The 18,402-nt window shown below is 39.6% G+C and carries 17 protein-coding genes; 3 read left to right on the forward strand and 14 right to left on the reverse strand.

The features are described 5' to 3' along the window. Window position 1: 1 nt before the first annotated feature. From RG565_RS08680 to RG565_RS08700, 5 genes are all read right to left on the reverse strand, one after another. A complete protein-coding gene (locus RG565_RS08680) occupies window positions 2–817 on the reverse strand; it encodes an endonuclease/exonuclease/phosphatase family protein (protein WP_247937520.1) in 816 nt (271 codons plus the stop codon). A 16-nt stretch (window positions 818–833) separates the two neighbouring features. Continuing rightward, on the reverse strand, window positions 834–3,023 hold the full coding sequence (locus tag RG565_RS08685; protein WP_247937519.1) for a PTS transporter subunit IIBC: 2,190 nt from the start codon (window positions 3,021–3,023) through the stop codon (window positions 834–836). A gap of 210 nt (window positions 3,024–3,233) precedes the next feature. Continuing rightward, entirely contained in the window at window positions 3,234–3,923 is a 690-nt protein-coding gene (locus RG565_RS08690) for a response regulator transcription factor (RefSeq protein WP_247937518.1), read from the reverse strand. 8 nt (window positions 3,924–3,931) lie between these two features. Beyond that, window positions 3,932–5,356 carry an NADP-dependent phosphogluconate dehydrogenase gene (gene gndA / locus RG565_RS08695; RefSeq protein ID WP_247937517.1) on the reverse strand — a complete coding sequence of 475 codons (1,425 nt, stop codon included), beginning with the start codon at window positions 5,354–5,356 and terminating at the stop codon, window positions 3,932–3,934. Between the two features lie 91 nt (window positions 5,357–5,447). Beyond that, window positions 5,448–5,984, reverse strand: coding sequence for a DUF177 domain-containing protein (locus RG565_RS08700; protein WP_247937523.1), 537 nt, complete (start codon window positions 5,982–5,984; stop codon window positions 5,448–5,450). Window positions 5,985–6,169: 185 nt separating this feature from the next. Here RG565_RS08700 and RG565_RS08705 point away from each other — a divergent pair, with 185 nt between their 5' ends. Next, on the forward strand, window positions 6,170–7,399 hold the full coding sequence (locus RG565_RS08705; protein ID WP_247937516.1) for a transporter: 1,230 nt from the start codon (window positions 6,170–6,172) through the stop codon (window positions 7,397–7,399). A 96-nt stretch (window positions 7,400–7,495) separates the two neighbouring features. On the opposite strand, the gene htpX is transcribed toward RG565_RS08705, so the two are convergent. Continuing rightward, window positions 7,496–8,392, reverse strand: a complete 897-nt coding sequence (gene htpX, locus RG565_RS08710) for a zinc metalloprotease HtpX (RefSeq protein WP_049513931.1) — start codon at window positions 8,390–8,392, stop codon at window positions 7,496–7,498. A 1-nt stretch (window position 8,393) separates the two neighbouring features. Next, entirely contained in the window at window positions 8,394–8,954 is a 561-nt protein-coding gene (locus RG565_RS08715) for a LemA family protein (RefSeq protein WP_247937515.1), read from the reverse strand. 147 nt (window positions 8,955–9,101) lie between these two features. On the opposite strand from RG565_RS08715, the gene rsmG reads away from it, so the two are divergent. After that, window positions 9,102–9,815, forward strand: a complete 714-nt coding sequence (rsmG, locus tag RG565_RS08720) for a 16S rRNA (guanine(527)-N(7))-methyltransferase RsmG (protein ID WP_247937522.1) — start codon at window positions 9,102–9,104, stop codon at window positions 9,813–9,815. A gap of 38 nt (window positions 9,816–9,853) precedes the next feature. On the opposite strand, the gene RG565_RS08725 is transcribed toward rsmG, so the two are convergent. From RG565_RS08725 to RG565_RS08755, 7 genes are all read right to left on the reverse strand, one after another. Further along, a complete protein-coding gene (locus tag RG565_RS08725; RefSeq protein WP_247937514.1) occupies window positions 9,854–10,681 on the reverse strand; it encodes a glycosyltransferase family 8 protein in 828 nt (275 codons plus the stop codon). 21 nt (window positions 10,682–10,702) lie between these two features. Next, the gene (locus tag RG565_RS08730; protein ID WP_247937513.1) at window positions 10,703–11,455 is read right to left on the reverse strand and encodes an SDR family oxidoreductase; all 753 of its coding nucleotides are present in this window, start codon (window positions 11,453–11,455) and stop codon (window positions 10,703–10,705) included. Between the two features lie 32 nt (window positions 11,456–11,487). Continuing rightward, window positions 11,488–12,324: an energy-coupling factor transporter transmembrane protein EcfT gene (locus RG565_RS08735; RefSeq protein ID WP_247937512.1), complete on the reverse strand. Its 837-nt coding sequence runs from the start codon at window positions 12,322–12,324 to the stop codon at window positions 11,488–11,490. Continuing rightward, window positions 12,317–13,996 carry an ABC transporter ATP-binding protein gene (locus RG565_RS08740; protein ID WP_247937511.1) on the reverse strand — a complete coding sequence of 560 codons (1,680 nt, stop codon included), beginning with the start codon at window positions 13,994–13,996 and terminating at the stop codon, window positions 12,317–12,319. The genes RG565_RS08735 and RG565_RS08740 overlap by 8 nt, the downstream gene beginning before the upstream one ends. 10 nt (window positions 13,997–14,006) lie before the next feature. Beyond that, complete coding sequence (locus RG565_RS08745; RefSeq protein ID WP_247937510.1) at window positions 14,007–14,768, reverse strand: nucleoside phosphorylase; 762 nt, start codon at window positions 14,766–14,768, stop codon at window positions 14,007–14,009. Window positions 14,769–15,481: 713 nt separating this feature from the next. Further along, window positions 15,482–16,030, reverse strand: a complete 549-nt coding sequence (locus tag RG565_RS08750; RefSeq protein ID WP_326845448.1) for an ECF-type riboflavin transporter substrate-binding protein — start codon at window positions 16,028–16,030, stop codon at window positions 15,482–15,484. Between the two features lie 15 nt (window positions 16,031–16,045). Further along, window positions 16,046–16,894 (reverse strand): S-adenosyl-l-methionine hydroxide adenosyltransferase family protein, encoded by an 849-nt coding sequence (locus RG565_RS08755; RefSeq protein ID WP_247937508.1) that lies wholly within the window; start codon window positions 16,892–16,894, stop codon window positions 16,046–16,048. Window positions 16,895–17,179: 285 nt separating this feature from the next. Between RG565_RS08755 and RG565_RS08760 the strand changes: the two genes are divergently transcribed. Further along, window positions 17,180–18,043: an IS982 family transposase gene (locus RG565_RS08760; RefSeq protein ID WP_247937507.1), complete on the forward strand. Its 864-nt coding sequence runs from the start codon at window positions 17,180–17,182 to the stop codon at window positions 18,041–18,043. The last annotated feature ends 359 nt before the right edge of the window (window positions 18,044–18,402 follow it).

The following is an 18,402-nucleotide window of genomic DNA, read 5'->3' on the forward strand; positions in this document are numbered from 1 at the left end:
ATTAAAATGCAACTTCTGCTTCTAACCCAAAATGGTCACTAACAACAGGTGTTGCTTTGCCGTCAAAAACAACAGCAGATTTTTCAATGTTGAAATCTTTACTTGTAAAGATATAATCAATTTTTAGAGCTTCCTTATTTCCAGCCCAGCCAGCAATATCGCCTTCAACCGTTGCTGTACCAACGACTGTGTCAGCAACAGCATGACTATCTTGCAAAGCAAGTGGACTTCTTAGAATGTGCTGATAGCCTTCATAACCGACAGGATTGTTAAAATCTCCCATCAATACCAAAGGCATGTTGCATTGTAACAATTCTTCTTCTATCTGTGCCCACTCTTCTTGGAAGCCTTTATTCCACCAGGAAAGATGACAGGAAGCCACCGTTACAAGCCGTCCATCAACTTCTGTTTCCGCCAAAAGTACTTTTCTAGTGTGATAATCCGTTGGATCGTTGGCATCTGAAACCAATAACTCACTTGGTTTCAACGGTTTTAAGGATAAAATAGCAACTCCCTCATGAAACCGATCAAAACCAATATGATTATAAGCCCAAGACCAATGATAAATAAGACCTTTCTCTACCAATCTCTCCACAAGACAATGTGCAAAGTGGTCTTTATGAATCGCAATGGCGCCATCTACCGCATGATAAAATGGAGCCTGAACAACCTGTTCAGACTCCATTTCTTGATTGACTTCCTGCAGGCAAATGACATCATATTTTTCTTGAAGAATCCGCTCAGCTAGTTGATCTAGCTTTTTTTCTTGCTCATCTTCCATCCAACTATGAGTATTTAAAGTCAGGAATTTTGCCATGATTTCTCTTTTCTATTTACAATTCTACTTTAGCAACAACCGTTTTCACTGCTACTTTGCCGAATGTTTCAACCGTTACAGATTTAATAGCTTGTGCATTTGTGAAGACAACAACTGTTGAAGTTTCACGACCTGCCGCTTTGATAGCTTCTAAATCAGCTGTCACAAGAAGATCACCTGCTGCAACTTTTTGTCCTTCTGCAACATGTACTTCAAATGGTTTACCTTCAAGACTGACTGTATCAAGTCCGATATGAACAAGCACTTCAAGACCATTATCAGTCAAGAGACCAAGAGCGTGTTTTGTAGGGAAAATGCTTGTAACAGTACCTGCTACTGGTGAGTAGATATTGCCATTTTCGGGTTCAACTGCAAATCCGTCACCCATCATTTTTTGTGAGAAGACAGGATCTTTCACATCAGAGATAGCAATGACTTCACCGTCAGCAACCGTTTCAACTTCTTCTGTTACACCTTTGTAGCTCACTTCCGCAGCTTGTGAAGCTGTCATTTGACTCGGAAGAGTTTCTGGAATCACTTCACCTGAGTCAAGTAAGTCTTGAATATCAGATTTCAGAACGTCCGCTTTCGGACCATAAATCGCTTGAACACCTTGGCCTTTCATCACCAAGCCCATTGCTCCTTCAGCTTTCCATTGTTCTTCTGTACCAACTTTTTCACCATCTTTGACAGTCACACGGAGACGTGTCATACAGGCATCTACATCAACGATATTTGCGCGTCCGCCAAGAAGGTTGATAATATTTACTGCTTGAGAAGCTTCAGCTACTTTGCCACCAGCTTGAGCAGATGAATCACTATCTTCTCCATCAGCTGTTTCATAGTTACCATTACGTCCTGGAGTTGCGTAGTTAAATTTCTTAATCATGAAGTTTGCAATGAAGTACATGATCACTGCAAAGAGAATTGTTACCCAAATAAAGTTCACAATATCCATACCCAAACCAGCGTTGATTGCAAGTGGGGTACGAGTTAAGAATTCGATCGAACCAAATGAGTGAACACGCAAGTGAACAACGTCAGCCATTGCAAAGGCTAACCCTTGCACAACTGCATACACCAAATAAAGAGGTGTTGCAACAAACATAAACATGTATTCAATTGGTTCTGTAACACCTGTTAAGAAAGTTGCAAGTCCTGTTGCAATCATCATCCCTTTGTATTTATGTTTCTTATCATCATCTACATTTCGATAAATTGCAAAGGCAACCCCCATCAAAATACCAAATGAACCAATCATTTGCCCAACTTTAAAACGAGCTGGAGTAATACTATTTAGAAGATGTTGATATTGATCAGCGTGTGAACCTTTTAAATTAACAAGGTCTGTTACCCAAGCCAACCATAATGGATCTTGACCAAATACAGTCGTTCCTTTAGCAGCCCCTGTCAACACTTCATATGTCCCACCTAATTGAGTATAGTTGATTGGAATTGTCAACATATGGTGAAGTCCAAATGGTAAAAGAAGACGTTCTAAAGTACCAAACAAGAATGGTGCGAGAATTGGAGCTGTCTTTTGAGAGTTAGCAATCCAAATACCAAAATTGTTGATTCCAGTTTGAACAACTGGCCAAAATACTGCAAGAATCAAAGCCACAATTGTAGAACGCAAAATAACAACGAATGGCACAAACCGTTTACCATTAAAGAATGAAAGCGCATCTGGTAATTTACGGTAATTATAATATTTGTTGTAAGCAGTTGCTCCAACAAAACCGGCAATGATACCAACAAACACCCCCATATTAAGGGCAGGAGCTTCAAGTACACTTACAAAATAATCAGCCACCTTAATGGTTCCACCAAAGACAGTTTTTACAGTAGCTCCTTGTTTTGTAAGAAGGTCTGAAGTTACTCCAAAAAAGACCCCTGTAATACGGTTAATTAAAATAAATGAAAGTCCGGCTGCAAAAGCGCCGCCAGCACGTTCTTTTGCCCAGCTACCTCCAATAGCAAGTGCAAATAGAATGTGAAGGTTACCGATAACACCCCAACCAATTTGTTCTAGCACGCCACCTGTTGTAACAAGAGCAGCTACATTTGGATTGATCATTGGAATGGACTTACCAATACTGATCATCAAACCAGCCGCAGGCATTACTGCGATAACGACCATCAGAGCTTTTCCGAATTTTTGCCAAAATTCGAAACTGAATATGTTTTTGAATGTCTCTTTCATCATTCATATCTCCTTATAAAAATTCCACAAACGTTTTACGAAAACGTTTGCATTTATTTGACCCTTTAATTATATCATATATTTTTATTTTGTAAAGCGTTTTTATATAATATTTTAAAAATTTTTCCTATTTCTTGCTTGCAAATTGTAATAGACTAGTGAAATACGCCCATTAGAAAAGTGCAGAAAAACGATATTTCCTGCACCTCAGAGTTATTCTTGCATAGCATAACCAACACCACGCACGGTTTTTATATAACTTTTTTGCCCCACTATATCAATTTTACTACGAAGATAGCGAATATAAACATCAACAACATTTGTTTCAACAGCTCCTTCATATTTCCACACGCGCTCTAACAGCTGTTCACGGCTTAAAGCTTGATGGCTTCCCATCAATGTTGCTAATAAATCATATTCTCGTCGAGTCAAAGCAATCACTTCTTCACCTCGATAAACTGTATGATTTTGCACATCAATCCGAAGATTCCGATAAGATGTTGGAACTTTCATCTGACTACAATGCTGATCAATAAAATCACGTCCACGAAAAATGGCAGAAATTTTTTCAACTAAGTCCGTCACAATGAATGGTTCTACCATGTAAGCAACAGCAAAGCGTTGGATTTCCTCAGTATATTGAAGAATATTATCACGATTATCCAATACAATGATGACCGAAGCAGGCTTTATCACACTTAATTGTGCAGCAAATTCTGTTCCTGTCATATCGTCAAGCATAAAATTCAACAGGAATAAATCGTATTGATTCGCTCGCGCAGACGCTAAAGCATCTTTTCCTGTTTCAAAAAGATCAACTCGATAACCTTCTTTTTGTAGTTCTAAGCCAATAAATTGTGCTAACTTTTTTTCTTTCTCAACTAATAAAATCCGCTTCCCCATAGCCTATCCTATTTTTCATCATACCAAGAATAGTGGTAAATTCCTTCTTTATCCTTGCGTTCATACGTATGCGCACCAAAGTAATCGCGTTGCGCTTGAATTAAATTGGCTGGCAAGTTTTCTGCACGATAGCTATCAAAGTAAGCAATTGCACTAGAGAACGTTGGTACCGGCACACCTGCTTGAACAGCCAAAGCTACTACATCACGAACAGCTTGTTGGTATTTGGCAGTGACGTCCATAAAGTATTCGTCAAGCAATAAGTTTGCAAGATCTGGATTACGTCCGTATGCATCTGTAATTTTTTGCAAGAAACGAGCACGAATGATACAACCAGCACGCCAGATAGAAGCAATTTCACCAAATGGAAGATTCCAATCATGCTCTTTAGAAGCTACACGCAATTGTGAGAAACCTTGAGCATAAGACATAATTTTTGAGAAGTAGAGGGCTTGACGAATTTTTTCAATCAATTCAGCCTTGTCTCCTTCAAATTTAAATGCAGCTGGTTTTGGAAGAACCTTGCTTGCAGCCACACGTTCATCTTTATAAGCAGAAATATAGCGCGCAAAGACAGACTCTGTAATGAGCGGAAGCGGCACACCAAAGTCAAGAGCTGATTGACTCGTCCACTTACCAGTTCCTTTATTTCCAGCCGCATCCAAAATGTAATCGACAATCGGCCCATCTTGACCTTCATCATCTTTACGAGTCAAAATATCAGCAGTGATTTCAATCAGATAGCTATCCAACTCACCTTTATTCCATTCTGTAAAGATGTCAGCCATTTCTGCTGCTGAAAATCCAAGCAAGTGTTGCATTAAATCATAGCTTTCTGCAATCAATTGCATATCGCCATATTCAATCCCATTGTGAACCATTTTTACATAATGACCTGCACCGTTTGGACCGATGTAAGTCACACATGGCGCACCGTCTTCTGGTGCTTTGGCTGAAATTTCTTCCAACACGTCTGCTACTAATTCATAGGCTTCTTTTTGCCCACCAGGCATAATAGACGGTCCTTCAAGCGCACCTTTTTCACCACCAGATACTCCTGTCCCGATAAAATTGATTCCTGAATTTGCCAATTCTTCTGAACGACGAATGGTGTCTTTATAGAAAGTATTTCCACCGTCGATCAAGATATCTCCCTTATCAAGGAAAGGTAAAAGTGCCTGAATCGTTGCATCAGTTCCTGATCCAGCTTTGACCATGAGCATGATCCGACGTGGTTTTTCGATAGAATTTACAAAACTTTCCACATCATAACTTGGAACAAAGTTCTTTTCAGGGTGAGATGCAATCACATCTTCTGTTTTATTCGCTGAACGGTTGTAAATTGCTACTGTATAGCCACGAGATTCAATATTAAGGGCAAGGTTACGACCCATGACGGCCATACCAACAACACCAAAATTCGCTTTTGTCATTTTGTACTCCTCTTTTTAGTTTGTTTTATTTTATCATTTTTAAGCGTGAAAATAAAGGATTTGTTATTAAAAGCCAACGTTGAAGATGGCTTCACTCCTCATCAAATAGACCTTGCAGGCTAGCAAAAGGACTGTTTTTCTCTTTTTGCTCTTGCTTACTTTGCTGATATTCTTCTTCAGTCATTACCTGCCAATCATTTCCAGAAGGCATGCTATCACTCGCTTTCTCCTCGGCTGTCAGCACTTTAAGAGGGATATGCAATAAAATATTATCTGCCACACTTTCAGTTAGATTGATTTCTTCATTTTCAATCGGCAACACCAAATCATCCGCTATCAAATCCTGATCTACTTTTCCACTATGCGCATCGGCAAAAACTTCATTCACTAAGTAGCTCTCTTTTTGCTCTACCGGCTCCATGCTGCGACTTGACGCCAACGTAATGGTATAAGACAAATCATAATCTAAAAAGTAAAGACCGTCCTCATATTGCACATTTCCACTTACAAAAATGTCTTGGACATTTAAAATTTCTGGATTGCGCACTTGCAATTCTTGCGTCAAATCAAGTCCTTGCTCAAAAGCAAGACCATCTGGATTTTTACGAATTTCTTGAATATATAACATCATTTCCTCATTTGTATTTAGATTTCTAGTTTTATTATACCATTTTTGAAAAAAGACATAAAGTTAACTTGCAAGTTACTTTTCCATATCGTTCACTTACTTAAACTTTATTCCCACTTGCGAAAAGACTATTGAATTTACTTTTTTGCTTGTTATAATCAATGCAACACACATAGGAGGTTATCATGAAACTTATTTTGAGAAATAAAGTATTTGCTTTTATTAGTCTGTCACGCATATTCAATATTTTGGGCTCTTCCATTTATAATATTGTTTTTGTAGTCTTTGCATCCAGTTTACCAAATCCTAAATTTGCTGTTGGAATTGCTAATTTTATCGTTCTCGTTCCAGTATTTTTCACTATCTTTGTGGGAATGAAAGCTGATCAAACAGCCCATAAAGCTCGTTGGCTCATTCACATGGGCTATCTCCAAGCCATGTTATTTGTCTTTGTGGCATTTCTAACTCGCTCAACTTCTTATCTAGCTTTTTCTGTCGTTTGTTTGCTAAATATCGTATCAGATATGATGAGTGATTATCGTAGTGGTCTGCAAATGCCTATTTTGAAAAAGAATCTAGCAGAGGAAGAGATGATGCCAGCTTTCTCCTTTATGCAACTAATTGCTTATCTCTGCAATCTTGCCGGACAAGCATTAGGAGTTTGGCTTCTTGCTGTCAGCAACCAACAATTTGCGTTGGTCGCCTTCATCAATGCCTTAGCTTTCCTACTTTCTTCCACTACTCTTTATTTTGTTCGTCATAAACTCACCCATGACCCAGTCAAAGAAAATGAAAATCCTCTTCCTCTCAAACAACAATTCCTAGAAATGTATCACAGCTCCAAACTAATTTTTGAACAAAACGGAGACAGCCATTTTTTGACTTTACTCTTTCAGATACTAATACTCAATGCACTCGGCGGCTCTATTATGGCCATTTACAATCTTTATTTATTGGATCATCCTTTATTTGGACTCCCTTTCAGCCAATCTCTTCTCATTTTTGAAACAACGATTATTTTAGGAGTTATCTCTGCCAGCCTGACTCCCAATGATTATTTTAGCAAACTTTCCGTCAATAAAATTGCTTTTTGGGCTACTTTAACCATTGCTCTAATTGGCTTCATAAATCTTCTCCAGCTACCTGTTTTCCTTACTATTTTTGCTGTTTTCTTTATCATGTATCTTTCCGGAAAAGTCAATCCAAAAATCAACAGCATGCTCCTCAGCAAACTTCCATCAGATATCTTAGCACAGACTTCTAACTTTCTGAGTTTGCTATTTAGTTTTTCTGTCCCATTTGGAACAATGATCTTTACCAGTCTCGCTATTTGGAATATGAAAGTTACTTGGATTGTGTTTACAATCTGTGGCGTGCTATCTCTCTTACTCTCATTCCAAAAACAACATAGATAAGGCTATCGTAACTAAAATTTATATGGTGAAATACAAAAAAAGATTAGGACAGACAGTCATGATTGCTGCACAACCATATAGTCTATCTCAACCTTTTTACATTTTTCTTAAGCGCTCTACTCGCTCTGAAATCGGCGGATGAGTATAAAATAACTTTTGAAGTCCACCTTCTTTTTTCGGATCATTGATATAGAGAGCTGCACTAGCGTCATCTACTTTATGGTGCATCGGTTCGCTATTTTCCAATTTCAAGAGAGCATTAATCATCCCTTGTGGATTGCGGGTTAATTCTACACTTGAAGCATCTGCCAAAAATTCACGTTGACGAGAAATCGCCAACTGAACTAAAGTAGCTGCTAAAGGAGCCAAGATAATCGCAATAAGCGACAGAATCAGCATCAAAATCCCTAAACCGTTGTCATTATCTCGACTATCACGCCTGCGACCACCGCCACCAAACCACATCATACGCCCAGCTAGGCTGGATAGCATGGTCACTGCACTAGCAAGTGCTACCGCAATTGTTGAAATCCGAATATCATAATTACGGATATGGCTCACTTCATGCCCGATGACCGCTTCTAACTCTTCACGGTTCATTAGATTTAACAGCCCTGTCGTTGCGGCAACTGCTGCATTTTCAGGCTTTGAGCCCGTCGCAAAGGCATTAGGCGATGAATCCTCTACAATATATACCCGTGGCATCGGAACTTGCGCTACCATCGCCATATCTTCTACCACATGGTACAAATCAGGAGCTTCAGCCTCAGTGACTTGTCGAGCACCGTTCATAGACATGACAACCTCAGTAGACTGAAAAATCATGCTAAAAGCATAAATGCCGCCAATGATAAAGGCAATTATCACACCACCGAGAGTTGAATCTAACCATAAATACCCTACCGCAGCACCAATAATCGCTAACAGAGCAAAAAAAGCAATTAAGAGAACCCACGTTCGTCTTTTATTACTAGCAATTTGATCAAAGAGCATATTAGTCACCTAGACCGCTAAAATCAACTTTTGGTACAGATTTTTCTTCTTCTGGGACAGCTAAAAAATCTGCCGGCTTAAAGCTAAACATTCCGGCAATAATATTACTTGGAAATGTTTCTAACTTAACATTGTAATTGCTTGTCACACTATTATAAAGTTGACGAGAATACGAAATTTTATTTTCAGTATTGGTCAATTCTTCTTGCAATTTTACAAAGTTGGCACTTGCTTTTAACTCTGGGTAATTTTCTGCAACTGCAAAAATACCAGAAATCTGACGCGTCAAGGCATCACTTGCTTTCATAGCTTCTGCTGGCGTTGTAGCAGCTGCCACTTGACGACGAAGCTCTGTTACCTTTTTAAGCGTTGATGCTTCATATTTAGCATACCCTTTGACCGTTTCAATCAAATTTGGCAGCAAATCATTTCGACGTTTTAACTGAACATCAATTTGACTCCAGGCTTCTTTGGTTTGCATCCGACTTTTCACTAGACCGTTGTAACTAGCAATCACAAACAATATCAGTACCACAACAATGGCTAAAATAATCATCCACATAATCATTCTCCTTTAAATTTATTATAGACATTATACCAGAAAAATGAAAAGAATAAAAATTTAGACTTCTTCAAAAGAGAAATTTTGAAGATTCTCTTCTGATTATCTGGTATAATAGAAACAAGAAGATACAAGTAAGGACAAATGATGACACCCGAAGAATTTTATGAACTCTTAAAACAACACCAGATTGAACTCACAGACCGACAAAAAATGCAATTTGAACGCTATTTTGAACTGCTCGTTGAATGGAATGAAAAAATCAACCTGACAGCTATTACTGACAAAAAGGAAGTTTATCTCAAGCATTTTTATGATTCCATTGCACCAATTTTACAGGGATTGATTGACAATAAAGGCATTAAACTGCTGGACATTGGAGCTGGAGCAGGTTTTCCGAGTCTTCCGATGAAAATCCTCTATCCAGCGTTAGATGTGACGATTATTGATTCTCTAAACAAGCGTATTCTATTTTTAAATCACTTGGCTGACGAGTTAGGTTTGGAAAACGTTCATTTTTATCATGGTCGGGCAGAAGATTTTGCTCAAGATAAAGACTTCCGCGCCCAGTTTGATATTGTCACTGCACGCGCTGTTGCTCGTATGCAGATCTTAGCCGAGCTGACCATTCCCTTTCTTAAAGTTGGCGGGCGTCTTTTAGCGCTCAAAGCTAGCAATGCTCCTGAGGAATTAATGGAAGCTAATAACGCTCTCAGACTCCTATTTAGCAAAGTCGAAGAAAACAGCAGCTATCAACTTCCCAACGGCGACCCGCGGTATATCACGGTTGTTGGCAAGAAAAAAGAAACTCCCAATAAATACCCACGCAAAGCAGGAATTCCTAATAAACGGCCGTTATAAAAAGAAAAACCAACCATTTTAATTGGTTGGTTTCGTTTTTATCTGCCAACTTTTCGGCTGCGATGTTGGTAATGCTTGTAAAGCGCGGCATAGCGTCCGTGGTATTCTTTCAGCCAAGGCTTATCTCGACCGCAAAAGTGAAGAAAAACGGTATTCTCAATCATCCAATCCAAGTCCCACTCTCCTTTACTCCGAGCATAATACAGCACATTGTAGCGTGCATCATAATTATACAATTCATCTGGAATTAGAATTGTCAAATGCCCATACAAGGCATTTAGCACATCTTGATCCGGTAAAAAGAGTTTAAAACTATTTTGAGCAATGTATTCTAAAATCTTTTCTCGTTTCACTTCTTTTCGAATGGCGGTCAAATTCATAAGCAAAACGCCTGAATTATAATAACTTTCTGCCTCAAAATTTTGTAAGCGCAGCTTATTGACTAAATCTGTCATATTGTCATCTGATCCATGACTAGCCGCAGCATACAAAGAAGCTCCCAACTCCATTTCATAAAGAGGACAAATGTCGTTCAAACATAAAATATCTGCATCCAAATAAAGAATCCGATCCAAATCTTGAGGAAGGTATTCATGTGCCAGCAAGCGATAGTAGATTGTTTCTGGATACCGATCAGTACTTGGAGCATCTTCAAAAGCTTTTTCACCAATCACAACCGGCTCATAGATGATTCCTAATGCTGCACAAAAATCCTCAATCTCCGCATTCTTTTCTAACAATTGTTTTTGCAAGACAAATACATGCAGCAAAGTTGACGGTGTATTCAAATAAACTGAATACAAGGTTGTTTTAAATTGCTCGACATAGCGATCATCAATTGAAAACAAAAGGTTTATTTCTGTCATACTCTCCCCATTCTATCTCATCTATTCTTCTCGAAAAACAGGCTGCGCTCCAAACGTTTGTGAAACAGGCATGATTTCAATCCGGTTGATATTGACATGAGGAGGCTGTCCAACAATCCAAGCAACAGTATTGGCAATATCAACTGGCTGAATAGCACGAGCTCCTTCATACAATTTTTCAGCTCGTTGATCGTCCCCTTTAAATCGGACATTTGAAAATTCTGTTCCCTCACAAAGGCCGGGTTCAATGTTAGTAACACGAATATGATGTCCTGCCAAATCAGCACGTAAATTCAAAGAAAATTGCTTCACGAATGCTTTACTAGCTCCATAGACGTTGGCACCTGGATAAGGAACCGTTCCAGCAGTCGAACCTAGATTGATAATCAATCCGCTATCTCGCTCTACCATTTGCGGTAGGATCTGACGTGTTAGATAAACCAAACCAATAATATTGGTCTGAATCATCGTCAGCCAATCTTGCATATCTGCTTCATAAGCCTTGTCTAAGCCCAATGCCAGACCTGCATTGTTGACCAAAATATCAATCGGTCGCCAATCCTCTGGCAAACTTTCTAAGGCTTGATCCACGCTTTTTGTATCCGACACATCCATTTGAAGCGGATAAAAATTTTCAAGACCTAACTCCTCTTGAAGTTGCGTCAACTTTTCTAGTCTTCTCGCTGCTCCAATCACTCGGTGACCTTCTGCCACCAATCGACGACAAATAGCTTGACCAAAACCAGCTGAAGCTCCTGTTACCAATGCAATCATTTTCTTCCTCCTATGTACATTTCAATTCTCATTTATAACCAAGGATTGTAAAAGCGACCGTGATTGACAAAAAAGAGTAGGAAGCTCAGCAGTAAAAATAAAATAGCCAGCAAAATCACTTCAATATCCAACCTCTGAAAAGCCTGATAAGTGTACCAAGTCCGCTTTTTATTTTTACCAAAACGCCGCAATTCCATGGCTGTTGCAATCGTATCAATCCGCTCCAGTGAGCTAAAAATCAATGGAATAATGATTTGCAGGTTCCCTTTGATGCGCTGGCTTAATTTTGCTTTTTTGGACAATTCCAGTCCACGCGCTTCTTGCGACATTCTAATCAGGTAAAATTCCTCCTGCAGGTCAGGAATATAGCGCAGCGTCAAACTGACAGAATAGGCAATTTTATAAGGAATTCCGATTTGATTCATACTGGATGCAAACTGACTGGGATGAGTGGTCATCAGAAAAATAACCGCCAAAGGAATGGTACAGAGATATTTCAAGAACAGATTAAACAGATAAAAGATTTCCTGCGCAGTTACGGTATAACTGCCTAATCCGCTGAACCAGACCGTCTGTTGGCCATAAATCTCCACTCCGTACTGAGGAGCAAACAGATAAACCATGATAAGATTCAAAGCGGCAAAAATACCTGCAAAATCCAAAACAAACGATACATCTTTAAAATGAATGTTCGAAACTCTAAAAAGAAAGAGTGAGCCAATCGCAATGACCAACAGCAAGCGAGTATCGTAACTAATCATCGCTGCAGTTGATACCAAAATGAAAAACAGTAACTTACTCGCTCCGGATAGGCGATGCAAAAAGGTCGTTCCCGCATGGTAACCAATAAGTTTTTGCTGATTAAGCATGGCTTTCCTCCCTTTCTTGCATATAAAATTCTGTTAAAGCGAGTGGATCAACGTTTAATTTCTCAGCCAAGGAAAAGATAGACGTTTCCTTAAGATTCGCCGCATGAATCAAAGTCTTATCTGTCAAAACTTCAGCCGGTAATTTGTCCGCCAGAATCTTACCATCCAACATCACAACCGCTCGGTCAGAATAATCCAACATCAGCTGCATATCATGTGTAATCATGATAATCGTATGCCCTTTTTGGTTCAACTCATCTAAGAAATTCATGATTTCTGTGTAATTGCGCTGATCTTGGCCAGCCGTTGGCTCATCTAAAAGGATAATCTCTGGATTTAACACTAAAATCGAAGCAATGGTCACCCGCTTCTTTTGCCCAAAAGACAGAGCAGAAATGGGCCAATGCCGAAATTCATATAAACCACAGGTTTTCAGCACAGCCAATACACGCTCTTTTATCTCATCTTCTGCAATCCCACGCAGCTTCAAGCCCAAGGCAACCTCATCAAAAATCATGGTCGTGGAAATCATCTGATTTGGATTTTGCAAAACGTAACCAATCCGTTCTGCCCGCTCCTTAATGGAATCGCCTTTGATGTCTCTTCCCTGCCAAGTATAGCTTCCATCTGTTGCGATAAACTGGCAGAGCGCTTTGGCTAACGTGGATTTTCCCGCACCGTTTTTCCCGACAATAGCAATTTTTTCGCCTTTAAAAATTGTAAAATCAATATCTTGTAAAACCTTTTTCTCACCGTATGCAAAGTGGACATTTTTCAACTTCAGCAAATCATCCTGGGCCTGTGGTTTTTGAATAGAGACTTTTTTACCCAAAAACTGAACAGCGGAGACATCTATCTGAGCTAAATTTGCCAACTGTGCAGAATTTTCCAGCTGAAAACCAAGCTGACGCAAGGTAGTCAGATAAAGCGGCTCTCGAATCCCATTTTCGGTTAATAACTGCGTATGCAGCAGGTCATCAGGACTGCCGTTAAAGAGAATTTGTCCGTCATTGATGAGGACAATCCGATCAATAGACCGATACAGTACATCTTCCAGACGGTGCTCGATAACAATCGTTGTCGTTCCTGCTTCCGCATGGATCTGATCAATCAGCTCAATCGTATCCTGTCCCGACTTCGGATCTAAGTTTGCCAAAGGCTCATCAAAGAGCAAAATCGGACTTTCATCAATCAGCACCCCAGCCAAACTGACCCGCTGCTTCTGCCCGCCAGATAAGTCTTGGGGGCGCTGGTGTAACAGCGATAACAAATCCAATTTCTCCGCCCACAAATGCACCTTGTCTTTCATCGTCGGCAAATCCATCATATCATTTTCCAAAGCAAAAGCCAGATCTTCCGCGACACTCAGCCCGATAAATTGACCGTCTGTGTCTTGCAAGACGGTACTGACAAGATTGGACAAGTCATAAATGCTGCTGCCAAACGCAGACTTACCTTGAATCCACAGATTCCCAGTCATTTCTCCATGATAAATAGTTGGAATAATGCCATTTAAGCATTGCCCAAGAGTGGACTTCCCCGAACCAGAAGGACCGACTATTAAGACCTTTTCTCCCTCATAAATCGTCAAATCAACATTTTTCAAGGTTGGTTCTGTCTGTGCTTGATACTGAAAACTAAAGTTTTCGAATTGAATAATTGGTTTTTTCATAGCATCTTCTCTATAAAGCAAGGGCGAGCTGAATCGCCAAGTTAGCCACTTTGTCTTTTTCGTCTAGGTCCGCATGATTGGCTAAATTGCGCATATCCCAGGCTTCTTCTGACAAGCGATCCGCCGCATAAAAGAAATGGCAAACGGAAATCTCACGAAAAGCTGCCAAAGCTGCAACTGCTGAACATTCCATATCTACACAAACAGCACCCATTTCTTTCCGCTTACGGAGTTTCGCAGCTGTTTCCCGATAAATACCATCTGTCGTCCAAACTTTCCCAGTCGAATGGGAAATCTTGTTTTTCGTTAAAAAAGAAAGCAGAAAATCCCGCAAGCCAACATTTACTTCTATCTCATCAGAAGCCGGCAGGTAATGATAACTGGTCCCTTCATCACGAATCGCAGTATGGGGCACGATAATAGATGTTTCCTTAATATCTTCATTCAAAACCCCACAAGTCCCAAAAAGAACCAGCTTCTTCATTCCAAAGGCAATCAAATCTTCCAAAATCGCCACACAGGCAGATGCCCCGACTGGTGCATTAAACAGAGCTATTTCTCTTTCTTCCACAAAAACCTTGTAAATAGGAATCTCAATATTTGCCATAGAAGTAGAAGCTAGCAACTCATGCTGAAAATCAGCCAGCATGCGCTTAAAGGTCTCACGGGCAAAGCAAGATACTACTGTTTCTGGAAAATTCGGCAACGCCTCAACCAAATCTTCTGGATTGATAATCGCCTGACGGTTTTCATCAAATTCCTCTAAAATCATCCACTTCTCCTCTTGTACTTACTCATTCTATTGTAGCATAAAAGAAAATAAGATGAAAATCAATTTTGAAGTCCGCTAACACTGCCGCAAAATTAAACCTTGAACGTGAAAAAAATCTGACCAAACAAGAAGCGTTCAGCTTCCTGCCAAACCCTACACGGTTAATGAGAAAGTGCGACAATGGTTAAAATGCTCGACTCGATCGACGAAGCAAACCAAAACTCGTTGAGACTATCGACCCAGTCAACGAAGCAAACTAAAACTCATTAAAAGTATCGACTCGGTCGACGGGACAAACAAGAACTCGTTTCTTCTGTCTGAGCCTCGAACGACATGAACCAAAATCAATTTGCTCCGTCCGAGCCTCGGATGACATGAACCAAAATCAGTTTGCTCTGTCCGAACCTCGGATGACATGAACTAAAACTAGTTTGTTCCGTCCGAGCCTCGGATGACATGAAGCAATACCAGTTTACTCCGTCTGAACCTCTGACAGCTTACCCAGACAATATTTTCCGTATTAGGTGCTTTCTTAAGCCTAAAAGCAAATGAAAAGCTCCATCATAGGGCATTTTGCCATTATAAAGTAAGAAACTGAGGCAAAAATGCTCAGCTCCTTTGTTTATATAGTCATCAGAATTATAAGACGCAGTGGTGAGAATAGGAAAAAACATTTTCAAACCTTCGCTCCGTCTCACTCCCGCTTCCTGTCACTAATCTTTTTTCAAACTTCCTGATTTGGTTTGCGTGCGGGCATAAGCTAGCAAAAGCACTGTTCCTGCAATAGCAACCGTCAAACCATTAGAAATCGTTGCAACAACGCCCTGTACAAACACCTTGTTTGCAGGCTCATTGTAAATCAAAATATCACCTAGTGGCGCAATGACAATCCACACCACAGCATTGGCCAACAGTTGAATTACATTGAACGATATAATATCTTTTGCTTCAAAAATACCTTGCGTAACACGGAGTCTTTTCCGAAACAGTCCAACAATCAAGCCAAACAAACCGCTGGCAATCACCCATGACCACCAAGGATTTCCATATTGCAAAGAGTCCTTTAAGGCATGCCCGATGAAACCCGTTAAAAATCCAACAACCGGACCAAAAATCACGCTAAACAAGGCCTGCAAAGCATACTGCAATTGAATGCTGGTATTTGGCACAGGAGTTGGAATGCTAATCATTCCAATAACGACGAAGAGAGCTGCTCCAATCCCCGTTGCGACAACACTTCTTATTGAATTATTTTTCATAATAATCTCCTTTATTATTTATTTTTCAATCCGCTTGATTTCAATACTCCATTGCGCTCCGACTCCTACATTATAGGCCTTCGCAAAAGACCCCTGATTGATCGCCAGACCAACACGATAAAGAGAATTGATATACAAAATCGGCTGACCAATCCGTACATCCGCAAACGACTTCCCATAAGTCACCTGATTCTGATAGACCAGCATATCGTTATTGTAAATCGTGACCTCAAACCGATCACCAAATTCAGGACTGAGAGTATAAAATTCCTCACGTGTAATAGACGTCCATAGCGAACCAAAACGAACATCTAAAATATCAATAGCCCCACTAACAAAATCATTCCCAATTGTCGTTTCCACAACAGGAATTTCTACAATTTCATCTATACTTAATTCTGGGCCCACTTCTTCAAAAGTAATGTGTCCGCTTGCTAACTTCGCACCAGTATAAGCATAAACATCACGACCATGAAACGTATAAGAATGTTCCGTATTCTTTCGTCGATTTTCCACTTCCGAAATCTCACGAATCGCTGCAATTCCCACATGTTTCTTGATAAAAGAAAGTGTCCCGTTATTTGGCGTGACAATATACTGATTTTGTACAGTTTTGGCAACCACGCTTTTCCGCTTCGAACCAACGCCTGGATCCACAACGGAGACAAACGTTGTCCCTTCCGGCCAATAATTCACCGTTTGAAACAAACGATAGCTTCCCTCAAAAATATTATAAGGCGTAATATCATGAGTCAAATGATGTATTTTTAACGTTGGGGATTCCTCTAAGGCCACACCGACCATTGCCGATACAGCCCCATCTACCAAACCAAAATCTGACTGTAATACCAGTAAGTTATTCTGCATTTTCTCTCCTTTATTACACTTATATCATAACATAAATTAAATTTCTTATCCATATCTATTTTTTATCACGTTGATAAATACTCTCTATAGCTATTTGCCAATATCCCCCAATAACTAAATGCAGAATAGCTACTTTAACAAAAAATATCATTCTAATTCAAACTTGGTACAAATCTCTAATATTAAAAAATAACATTAACCCGTGGTGCTAGTTAACCTCAAAACACCATAAAAAGCCCAAAAAGACTATACTATAAGTGACGAAACAAACAGGAGGTTATCCAAATGAGCCACTTACAGTATACCGCTAAATCCCATCATTTACAATGGAATATGAAGCAATTATCAAAAATTTGTCATCAGCTTTATCGGGATTATTGCCCTGATACATTGAAACATCGTCATAATGTCAGCCTGTCAAAAGTTTCGGATGAATCTCTATTAGTCTTACTGCTCTTGCAAGCTGAACTAGGAATCAAATCTCAACGTCATTTTCACCGAATCTGCCAACTATTTCCCTATGGCCGACTGCTGGAAAGAAGTCGCTTCAATCGTCGCTCAAGACAGTTGATTTGGTTACTACAACTCATTCAACCAGCGATGAATGACCAAATCTCCCCCGATACGATTGCCATCGTAGATAGTTTTCCCCTACCGCTTTGTCAGTCTGTTCGCAACCATAGAGCAAGTATTTTTGAAGGATTGGCAGACATTAGCTACAATGCGTCTAAACACCAGTGGTTCTATGGTTTCAAAGTTCACATGCTCGTTACCTTATCTGGTTATATTCTGAACTATGTGGTCACATCAGCTTCTGTTCATGATATCAAAGCGGTGGAGGATTTATTGGAAGGCTGCCAACAGTCCGTTATTTTAGCAGATTTAGGTTATCTCAGCCAGACTCTTAAAGATCGGTTGAAACAGAGAGGGTATCACTTATGGACGCCCTTACGTCAGAATATGGGAAGCGCGAGCCAGCATAACAACTGGAGATTATTGGCTATGAGGCGAACCATTGAAACGCGCTTTTCTGAGTTATGTGCTCTCTTTGATATGGAACACACCTTTGCCAGAGGAATAGTTGGACTACAGTTGAGGATTGAACAAATCCTATTGACTTATAATTTGAGCTATTTTGAACTTAACTAGCACCACGGGTGACATTACTATTAAAATATAATAATTTCTAACATAATATTTATAAAATTTCAGATCTCTCCAGAATGTAACATATGATTCAAGAAATTGATAACAAATCAGCCAGCGACATTTGAATATAAAAAAGAAAAGCAAATTGTTCCACCTCTATTTCAATATTCGCTGGCATCTCCCCGCTACAATTATATTGAACAAAAAGAAAAAGAGCCTGAGACAAAAAGATTTCTCAGCTAATAAAAGAGAGATTCACATTTGGTGTAAGTCTCTCTTTTAGTTTTTAGTTAATTTCTTGTTATATTTCAGTAGGTTATTGGCCATGAGAACCAAGCCCATGTCAATTTTAACCTGAC

The sequence above is a fragment of the Streptococcus sp. IsoGale021 genome, assembly GCF_031142795.1.
Lineage (GTDB): Bacteria > Bacillota > Bacilli > Lactobacillales > Streptococcaceae > Streptococcus > Streptococcus hominis.